A 6,292-nucleotide genomic window follows, 5' to 3' on the forward strand; every position below is an offset into this window, starting at 1 on the left:
CTAAGCCTATAAAAAGATTGAAATACTCATCTTCCAGATCACCAGGCTGCACCTGTTGCGCAGCGAGTCTTAAGGCGTGCCAGGAACTGGTTAAAGTGTCGTCATCCATTACCTCAGACACTTCAATATTTTTAAGCATGTTTAACAATTCAACGTTGGGAGGACTTGCTAACAAGGCACCCAGTAGCCGATACACATCGGCACGCGCCTGCCGCTCTTCATTGCGCTCAATGACGAATGAGCTTTCTGCCGTTTCCTCATCGAATGTCATGTCAATTCCTCGGAGGCGTTTTGTTTCTGTTGTTTGAGTTCTGCTGCGTAGATGTCTTTTACCCGACAATCATCGCACATTTGAATGCGTTTGAGCGCATCACCCTGAAACATTGCATGTTGTTTTAGCTTTGTGGTCATATGTTCGATGACGCTTTGACTGGCGAACGCTTTTCCACATGAAATGCACAGGAATGGTTGCTCTTCATAGAGAATGCGCGGAGTTTGACGTTGTTCCCTATCGTATAAATAACGTGGCGAAGGCTCGATGGCATCTTCCGGACAGGTGCGCGTGCAAAGACCACACTGCACACAATCATTCTCAACAAACTTTATCTGCGGTTGATTGCCACCGGCAATGAGGGCCTTACCTGGGCATTGCCAGACGCAAGACATACACAGAGTACATCGTTGCGAATCCACCGTCACTTCCCCGAAGAGTGCGCCCGCTGGTAATGCTACCAATGGCGCTGGTGTCGGTGCGTACTGGTAAAGATGATCTACCGCGGCACGAATCACTTTACGCTTGTCATTGGACTCATATAACTTTGCGATGGGTACCTGATTACCCTGCTCTGCTAGCGGCAATGAAACCAGGCTGTCGCTGATATTATTATCAGTCAGTAATTGAATGGCATCACCGGGATAGCCCAGGCCTGTTAAAATCGCGGTCGCATAACTGAGTTGCTGTTTGATTTCTTTCAACACCCCGGGCGGTGTTTGGGGTGTCGCCAGCAACATCACGGCGCTGGCCCCATAGGACAAACATGCCAGCCAGCCGTCCATTCCCAGGCTACCCAGCTCTTCCAGTTCAAAAGGAATCACGTTATCCGGTAGTTGATCAGCTTGTGTTTCCACGCTATCACGTCCGGTGGACGCATCGTGAAACAGCAGAACCGGATCTTGTCCCCCTGCCTGTTGATAAGTACTTAGCATGGCATGCAAACTTCTTAGACTATCACTCAACTGAGGATAGCTATAGGTGATTGCACCGGTGGGACAGGCAGTGGCACAACTGCCTGCACCCTGGCATAAATTAGGATTGACACTGATGGTATCGCCCACTGAGGTAATGGCATCGGTGGGACAGGTCTCAATGCAGCGTGTACAGGCGGTGATGTGACTGCGGCTATGCGCACAAATATCAGGGTTATAGAGAAAATATTTCGGTTTCTCAAATTCACCCACCATGGCCGGGATTTCCTCCAGAGCATTTTGCAACGCCGTATTATCGGCAACAGCGTAATAACCCGGAGGTTTAATCTCACTACTCAGCAAATCTGCATTCGTCAGGTCCAGGACGATATCGATGCGAGCGCGGCTGGTGCCTAGCGCTTCGCGCAAAGTCGTCTGTTCACGTGGCGTTACAAGCAGCAAATCAAAGTCGCCAAGATAGCCCTTAATCGCCGTCACGCTTCCCTGAATTGTTGCGGATAACTGGGCTTTTTTGTCCGCCGTGTTGCTGGCAATTGCTTCAAGTTTTATGCAGGGTTTACCCTTATCCGTGTCCAATATCACCAGTGTACAATCCAGTGTCGTATGTTGCGCCAATTGCACTGCAGCCTGGCGGGCAACATCATCATGGCCCAGAATGTAAACACAACCGGTTGACGAATAATTAATAAGCGCGGTGGGTTCAGCTTGAATCACGTCGGACTTTTCCATAGCTTTTGCACGGGCTAATCCATTCACGCTGCTAGCATTCAGTTTTCGTGTTAATTCTTTTGCCAAATCGTCCATTGCGTCTTTACATCATCAAGAATTGGTGGTGTGGTGATGAGAAAGAACCACACTACTCGCCTGGTCTTCCTCTGTGTTACTAACCTCTGTATTACTAACGCCAGTTTCTTCTTCAGCTACAGCAACAGCGTCACTCGAATGTTCAGGTTCTAACTCATCTGCCTTTTCAGTCTCATTATCACGTTCGTGTTGCGCATCATCGAAACTCGCCGGTGACTTTTCTGCTTCACGCTGCAACACGCGTTTCATGTCATGCGGAATGATATCCCCGAGTGTTTCAAAATGGGTATAGTCATCATCGTAGTCATTCAGGCCATCAGTAATATTGAACTGCTGAAAATGAAATAATTTTTGCAAGGCCCGGCGGCGCAATGTTTCGCTTACTTTGGGTGACAGGAACATCGAAAAATCAGAATGTTCATCCAGCGTTTCAAGAGGCGGCATATCGTCATCGGTAAGCTCAGGTTGAGTGTGCTGCGGTTTTTCCACCAATTCTGCATCAACACCTTGTGCTGACTGTGCATCGCCACCGGGTGAGACATTGTCTGCATTGTCTGAATCATCTTCTTGCACCTGGGCTGAGTCCAGTTTGCGCTTACTCCAACGACGCAGGAATGGTTCCTGCGTTTCAGTATTTTGTACAGGCTGATCTAAAGATGGCTCCTTAGACTGTTTCATTATGTCGTTCCCTTTTTCCTGCCTCTTTCCAGTTCTCGCGCCGGCGCTTTCTTTTCTTTTCCGGAACATAATGCGCCAGAACGAATTGCTCAACCCAGCGGTAAAGTTCTGCAGGCATATCAACGGAGTAAACGAGCTCTTCAACCTCCATATAAGAAGTCGCTTCACCATAACTTAACGTAACTAGATATGGCTCGCATTGGTTGCTGTCTGTTTCATCTGTTCGACAAACGACAAAAGCTTTAGGATTGTCAGACATCAAATTATGATAATAACTCTCAGCATCGTCTTTATACAGCTCGACGTTCAAACCAGCACAAAGGTATTCCCTGTTTTCTGAATCATTTCTGATAACCTGCTTGCCACTCCCGAACTTTTCACCGATGTCTCCAACGATTATGCCGTCTACTTCCCACTGACCGCTGGACCATGCGTTGTCAGGTGTTAATTGGTAACGCATCAACACAGACACGGGAAATTTTTCTCTTTGACTTTGCATGGATGAAAAACCCTGATACTTGTCCATTATTTATACGGTGAAAAATATTTATTTATTGATTGATCATAGTATAAGCTTAATAATTAGGTAAGTGGTTTTAAAACTCTATACTCAACAGTAACCTTAATCTTTATCCGTAAAACAGGGTCAGTAGTAAACGACACACACATTAACATATTACGGTTTACCAATATTGTTGTGGCGGATTGACACATGGATATGACAACAGCCAGCAATTCAACAACGTTGCCCGTTCTTATTGATCGCTTTGGACGGCATGTCAATTATGTTCGGATTTCGGTAACCGATCGCTGTGATTTCCGTTGTGTGTATTGCATGAGTGAGAACATGCAGTTCGTACCACGTAATCAAATTCTGACACTCGAGGAAATTGCTTTTGTCGTCCGTGCTTTCACCGAGTTAGGGGTTACCAAGGTTCGTATCACGGGCGGTGAACCCCTGGTCCGCCGCAACATTACCTGGTTATTCGAGCAAATCGGTCAACTTGATGGATTGCAACAATGCGTACTCACTACCAATGGTTCACAACTGGCGAAATACGCACAGGCGCTGCATAGCGCTGGTGTCGACCGCATTAACATTAGCCTCGACACTCTGGATCCGGAACGCTTTAAAAATATGAGTCGTGTCGGCGACCTGCACAAGGTGCTGGAAGGAATCGCAGTTGCGAAAGAATGTGGCTTTAAGCGAATCCGCATCAACGCTGTGATTCTTAAAAATTATAACCACGACGAAGTCGCTGACCTGGTGGCCTTCGCTGTTGCGCAATCTCTCGATATGGCTTTTATTGAAGAAATGCCCATGGGTATCATCGGTGAACGCAGTCGCGAAATCAGTTATTACTCCAGCGACGCAATCAAGGATGATCTCGAGCAACATTATCACCTGCTTAAAGAACCTGACTACACCGATGGTCCGGCACGCTACTACCAGGTTGCTGGCAGCAACACACGCGTGGGATTCATTTCTCCCCACAGTCATAATTTTTGCAGTCAATGCAACCGGGTACGCTTAACGCCGGAAGGACGCCTGTTATTATGCCTTGGGCAGGAGCACTCGGTGGATTTACGACACATCATCCGCGCTCATCCAGGTAATATTGATATCCTGAAGCAAGCCATCATTGATTCCATGGCAATTAAACCCCTGGGCCATGATTTTGATCTTACTTCGAAACCCGTCATTTTACGCCATATGAATGTCACCGGAGGTTGATGTGAATGATACGACAAGGCTGTATCGTCCGGAACTAAGTCAGGCGGGACTCGCGCCAACGCACACGATTACCGCCACCGACGAATTTGGCGATGTACGCTCTGTACAAGTTGCCGGGGAATCGCCTTTGACATTGTATGTTGACGATCGGGAAATCGTCACCTTAATGACACTGGGCACACACCCTGAAGCCCTGGCCCTGGGTTATCTGCGCACGCAACGATTTATTGATGACATTAAACAAATCAGGTCGGTGTTGGTTGATTGGCGAACTGAATCCGTAAAAATCACGACCTGGAATGGCGTTGAAGGATGGGATGAAAAATTAAAAAAACGCACCGTGACCACCGGATGCGGGCAAGGAACCGTTTTCAGTTGCACATTGGATAAGCTTTATACGGTTAAGCTGCCTAAGGTAAGCATCAGGCAATCTGATATATACAAGTTGCTAGACAACATTCGCCAATACAATGAAATTTATAAGAAAGCGGGCGCTGTGCATGGTTGTGGGCTCTGTCATAATACCGAAATCAGCATGTTTGTGGAGGATGTCGGCCGTCACAATGCTGCAGACGCTATCGCGGGTTACATGTGGCTCGATCAATTGAAAGGTGGCGACAAAATATTTTATACCACCGGTCGATTAACCTCTGAGATTGTCATGAAAGTGACGCAGATGGAAATACCCGTTTTATTATCGCGCTCGGGAGCCACCCACATGGGACTGGAACTGGCGAGGGAACTGGGTGTTACCATGATTGCGCGCGCCAAGGGAAAACACTTTCTCATTTATAACGGCGCCGAGAATTTCGTATTCGATGCACAACCCCAGCGGCTACCATTAAGAGAAACCGTTTAACAGACTTGAATACACCAACACACAATTGAATCAACTGCATAATTATGACAGGGAAATTTCGCTTTCAATCGTATGCTCCAGATCCAGGTCAGGTACTTCAAGCCGCATGGTGGCAGTAATGCTATTCAGGCCCTGTAATTTTCCCGACGCTCGCATTTGCTCCAATGCCTTCTCGATTTCCTGTTGCGATGAAATACCGACTTTCTTTAAAAATTTTCGGATATCCATGGTGGTTGCATCCATAGTAGTACTATCGTCGCTCATCCGGCACCTCCTTTATGAAATATTTGCCGTCTTTATTAAATTTCTAAATCCGAACTCAGTATTTTGTTTCATATCCTGCCATTATAGATTGACAGGAAAACAATACTACGGGGAGTCAACACATGAAACAACTAAACGCTGTTCGTAAACTATTCTTAATAACTGCCTTGCTGGCGTGCAGTCAACTCGTGTACGCAAGCGCGACGGTTATTCGCCTGGCCACTACCACCAGCACGGAAAACTCCGGTTTGTTAACCGAAATACTGCCTGAATTTGAACGTACAACCAATAATAAAGTACATGTCATCGCCGTGGGTACCGGCAAAGCCTTACGACTGTTAAGGGAAGGCGACGTTGATGTCGTCCTGGTGCATGCCCGCGCAGCAGAAGACAAACTGGTTGCCGATGGCTTTGGAATAAACCGCAAGGATGTCATGTATAACGATTTTGTGATTGTTGGCGATCCGAGCGACCCGGCAAAAATCCAGGGCACATCAGATGCCACCCAGGCGTTAAAACATATTGCGCAACAACACGCGTTATTTGTTTCACGCGGCGATGATTCCGGTACACATAAAAAAGAAAAGCAGCTTTGGCGTGAAGCCCAGGTTATTCCCGATGGCAAATGGTATCGAGAAGCCGGACAGGGCATGGGTAAAGTGCTGCAGATAGCCGGTGAGCTCGGTGCGTATACATTAACCGATCGTGGTACCTGGCTGGCTTTTCAAAAAAATTCGCCACTTAAA

The 6,292-nt window shown here is 47.1% G+C and carries 8 protein-coding genes; 3 read left to right on the plus strand and 5 right to left on the minus strand.

Annotated features, from left to right (window positions below; translation table 11 throughout):
* The 4 genes from ACWVCM_RS01250 to ACWVCM_RS01265 all read right to left on the minus strand — a co-directional run.
* The coding region (locus ACWVCM_RS01250; protein ID WP_455199878.1) for a hypothetical protein at positions 1 to 271 on the minus strand (271 nt) is incomplete at its 3' end.
* Positions 268 to 2,010, minus strand: coding sequence for a 4Fe-4S binding protein (locus tag ACWVCM_RS01255; RefSeq protein WP_455199879.1), 1,743 nt, complete (start codon positions 2,008 to 2,010; stop codon positions 268 to 270). The genes ACWVCM_RS01250 and ACWVCM_RS01255, both read right to left, overlap by 4 nt.
* A 15-nt stretch (positions 2,011 to 2,025) precedes the next feature.
* Complete coding sequence (locus ACWVCM_RS01260; protein ID WP_455199880.1) at positions 2,026 to 2,688, minus strand: DUF3306 domain-containing protein; 663 nt, start codon at positions 2,686 to 2,688, stop codon at positions 2,026 to 2,028.
* Entirely contained in the window at positions 2,675 to 3,187 is a 513-nt protein-coding gene (locus ACWVCM_RS01265; RefSeq protein ID WP_455199881.1) for a DUF3305 domain-containing protein, read from the minus strand. Before ACWVCM_RS01265 ends, ACWVCM_RS01260 begins: the two co-directional genes overlap by 14 nt.
* Positions 3,188 to 3,400: 213 nt before the next feature.
* Here ACWVCM_RS01265 and moaA point away from each other — a divergent pair, with 213 nt between their 5' ends.
* On the plus strand, positions 3,401 to 4,423 hold the full coding sequence (gene moaA, locus ACWVCM_RS01270) for a GTP 3',8-cyclase MoaA (RefSeq protein WP_455199882.1): 1,023 nt from the start codon (positions 3,401 to 3,403) through the stop codon (positions 4,421 to 4,423).
* Position 4,424: 1 nt separating this feature from the next.
* On the plus strand, positions 4,425 to 5,282 hold the full coding sequence (locus ACWVCM_RS01275) for a formate dehydrogenase accessory sulfurtransferase FdhD (RefSeq protein ID WP_455199883.1): 858 nt from the start codon (positions 4,425 to 4,427) through the stop codon (positions 5,280 to 5,282).
* Between the two features lie 42 nt (positions 5,283 to 5,324).
* Here ACWVCM_RS01275 and ACWVCM_RS01280 read toward each other — a convergent pair whose 3' ends face one another.
* A complete protein-coding gene (locus ACWVCM_RS01280) occupies positions 5,325 to 5,546 on the minus strand; it encodes a DUF6494 family protein (RefSeq protein WP_455199884.1) in 222 nt (73 codons plus the stop codon).
* A 122-nt stretch (positions 5,547 to 5,668) separates the two neighbouring features.
* Here ACWVCM_RS01280 and ACWVCM_RS01285 point away from each other — a divergent pair.
* The coding region (locus tag ACWVCM_RS01285) for a substrate-binding domain-containing protein (protein ID WP_455199885.1) at positions 5,669 to 6,292 on the plus strand (624 nt) is incomplete at its 3' end.

The organism is Kaarinaea lacus, from assembly GCF_975902315.1.